This window comes from Thalassospira sp. UBA1131, from assembly GCF_002311515.1.
GTDB lineage: Bacteria > Pseudomonadota > Alphaproteobacteria > Rhodospirillales > Thalassospiraceae > Thalassospira.
This window is the reverse complement of the sequence record NZ_DCAO01000111.1, coordinates 1-3,108: the sequence shown is the minus strand read 5'-3', so window position 1 is coordinate 3,108 and position 3,108 is coordinate 1. Positions and strand designations below refer to the sequence as shown.

Here is a 3,108-nt window from a genome sequence, read left to right as displayed (position 1 = left end):
ACGGCAAAGCCCTTACCAGCATCACCTGCACGTGCTGCTTCGATGGTAGCGTTCAGCGCCAGAAGGTTTGTTTGCCCGGCAATATCTTGAATGAGACCGACGACTTTGCCGATCCGCTCAGCGGCCTCGGCAAGCTCTGTGACCGTTGCAGAGGTACTGTTGACGCCAGAAACTGCCTCGGTCGCAACTTCGATTGATTGCGTAACCTGTGCACCAATTTCGCGAATGGCAGCAGAGAGTTCCTCGGTTGCGGACGCCACCGCCTGCACATTTTCCGTTGTTATGTGCGCAGCGCTCGAAACAGCGGCGGCACGGGCCGTCGATTCCTCTGCATTGGCAGATAACTGGGTTGCGATCGACTGCGTTTTTTCGGCCGCGTCAGCCACTGTTTCCACAATGGAAAGAACACTCTTCTCGAAATTGTCTGCCATTTGTTCCATGGCGCGCCTGCGCGCCTCAGCCGCGTGTCTCGTCGCGGCCTCGTTCTCGCTCGCTAGGCGATCCACTTCTGCAGCGTTGTTTTTAAACACCAGAACAGCCGCGGCCATCGCGCCAATTTCGTCCTTGAGTTCCGTTCCCGGAACATCGACATCCCTCTGACCATTGGCGAGGCGAGTCATGGCCGACGTCATACTCATAACCGGCCGCGAAACCCAAATGCGTACCAGCAGCCCCATCAGGCCCATTATGGCCAGAATGGCAATGATTGCGGTAATAATCGCAGTGTAGCGAAATTCGGTAAGCGACGCATATGCGGCATCGCGATCAAGTGCAAAGCCGAGATACCAGTTTACAGAAGGCAAGCCATTGACGCGGAAAAACGTGAACAACTGATCGCCTGTGCCATCAATGATGTTCTCCATGCCTTCCTTCACCGTTGGTGTGTCGTCAGGAAACACTTCAGGCAGGGGTTTAAGGGTGAATTCTGCACTCGGGTGGATCAGCACCGTTCCCTGATCATTAACTAGAAAGCCATATCCGATCCCGCCCAAGTCGATGCTGCGAACCAAGTCACCAAGGATACCAATATCGATATCGCCGCCAACAACCCCAAGAAGATCTGATCCATCAAAAACAGGTGTGGTTGCCGTAACAATGAGCTGACCGGTGGATGCATCGGTGTAGGGTTCGGTAAGCGTACTGTCACCAACAGAAACTGCATCTGCATACCATGGGCGTTGGCGCGGATCGTAGTCTGGCGGCAGATCATCGGGCGGATACATTGTCATCACACCGTCAGCACTGCCGAAATATGAAAAGATAAATGACTCGGCAAATGCCTCACCGCTTGCAACTTCAGCGACATTGGTGGGGGAACTGTCACGGGCAATATTGTTGGCGAGGCTCTCAACCAACAGGCGCCGGCCATCAAGCCAGTTTGAGATGCCAGCAGTGGCCAACGAACCACTCTCGGTCAATTTAGCCACAAGCGCATTCTGGATGTATGTTCGTTGCTGATAGTCAAAATAGAGGATGAATGCCGTGAACGTCGCAACTACGATCATTGCCGCAGCAAGCAATATCCGGCTACCAATATTGAGCGACATGCAGCAATCCTCCGGAAGAAGTACATTACATTAAACAAATGTGGTTGCGTAACGCGATTACAAGCACTTGGCGCCGCGAGCATTCAGGCTTCTGAAAAGTTGATCCGTCAGAACGTCTTCTCATTGCGGGATGCAACTAAAGTAGCACCCGGCAAGAGATCGACATCACTATGAAATCTCTTTGTTTTCGGTATTGATTAAGAACCACATTGCTATCAACTTTGAGTTTCCCCATATGAGGAAATGACTTGTGGCGAACTCTCACAAAATACCGATAAACGGAGGAAATTGATGAAACGCGCATTATTTGCAGGGATGGCGGTCGCGTTCGCGTTCGGGAGCACTGCTGCCGTAGCTCAGGACCGTTCTGACTGGCCGGAGAGCTTTACCGTTGGTACAGCTTCACAGGGCGGGACCTATTTCGCGTATGGTTCTGGCTGGGCGAACCTTGTGGCGGAAGAACTCGGCATCTCGGGTGGCGGTGAAGTCACCGGCGGCCCGATGCAGAACATGGCCCTTGTCCATACCGGTGAAGCGGCCTTTGGTATGACGACGATGGGGCCGGCTGCGGAATCACTCGCAGGTACGAACCCGATTGCACCGGGTCTTCAGATGACCAACGCCTGTGCAATGTTCCCGATGTATCAGACACCGTTCTCGATCACGGCGCTCTCTTCCTCGGGAATTACCTCGGTTGCAGACATTCCGGCTGGCGCCAAAATCGGCTTTGGTCCGGCAGGCTCAACCTCGGATACATATTTCCCGCGCATGCTAGAAGAACTCGGTGTTGACTTCGAACGACGTAATGGTGGCTGGGCCGACCTTGGCGGTCAGTTGCAGGATGGTCTGCTTGACGTTATTGCGTTTGCCGCAGGTGTTCCGGTTCCGGCTGTCAGCCAGCTTGAAGTCCAGACTGACGTGAACATCATCGAATTCACCGAAGCCGAACAGAAACAGATCATGGATGCCTTCCCGGTATCCGAGTTCGACATCGCAGCAGACACCTACACCACGCTGACCGAACCGGCGCGTTCGGTTTCGATGTGGAACTTCGCGATCGCCAACTGCGAGCTCCCGGAAAGCTTTGTTTACGCCGCCACCGACGTTGTGATGTCTGACAACGAGCGGATGGTATCAATCCACCGTGCAGCCCGTTCGACTGTTCCGGCAAACTGGGACAAGAACAAGGTCATGAAGTGGCACCCGGGTGCTGCCAAGTGGTTCAACGAAAATGGCGCATCCATTCCGGCAGACATGATCCACTAATTTCTGTCTGTTAAACATCTTGAAGGCGGACTGTCCGGGCGGACGGTCCGCCATCTTTCAATTATCAGCTTGCCTGTGGCCAAAAACAAACTTGCGTGAGAGCGGGGGAACAGATGACAAACAAAAGCCAGGTGGAAGACGAACACCTTATTGCCGATGGTGTTGACGAAGAGCCGGTCGAACATAATCGACGTCTTTTCGAAGGCAGTGGCCTGACCTTTATCACGATTTCCGCTGCAATCTATGCAGCCTTCCACATGCTTGCACTGAATGGTGTTTCGCTCTCGGGCATGAC

At 53.7% G+C, this 3,108-nt stretch carries 3 protein-coding genes; 2 read left to right on the top strand and 1 reads right to left on the bottom strand.

Annotated elements, in window-relative coordinates:
• Window positions 1–1,547: methyl-accepting chemotaxis protein (locus B3Z49_RS18810; RefSeq protein WP_296993617.1), on the bottom strand; the 1,547-nt coding region annotated here is incomplete at its 3' end.
• A 291-nt stretch (window positions 1,548–1,838) separates the two neighbouring features.
• Here B3Z49_RS18810 and B3Z49_RS18805 point away from each other — a divergent pair.
• A complete protein-coding gene (locus B3Z49_RS18805; protein WP_064781356.1) occupies window positions 1,839–2,813 on the top strand; it encodes a TAXI family TRAP transporter solute-binding subunit in 975 nt (324 codons plus the stop codon).
• A gap of 113 nt (window positions 2,814–2,926) precedes the next feature.
• The coding region (locus B3Z49_RS18800; protein WP_296993613.1) for a hypothetical protein at window positions 2,927–3,108 on the top strand (182 nt) is incomplete at its 3' end.

Bases quoted from the DNA above. Each gene is read 5' to 3' on its own strand.
- B3Z49_RS18805 (WP_064781356.1), top strand. From the start codon at position 1,839: ATGAAACGCGCATTATTTGCAGGGATGGCGGTCGCGTTCGCGTTCGGG.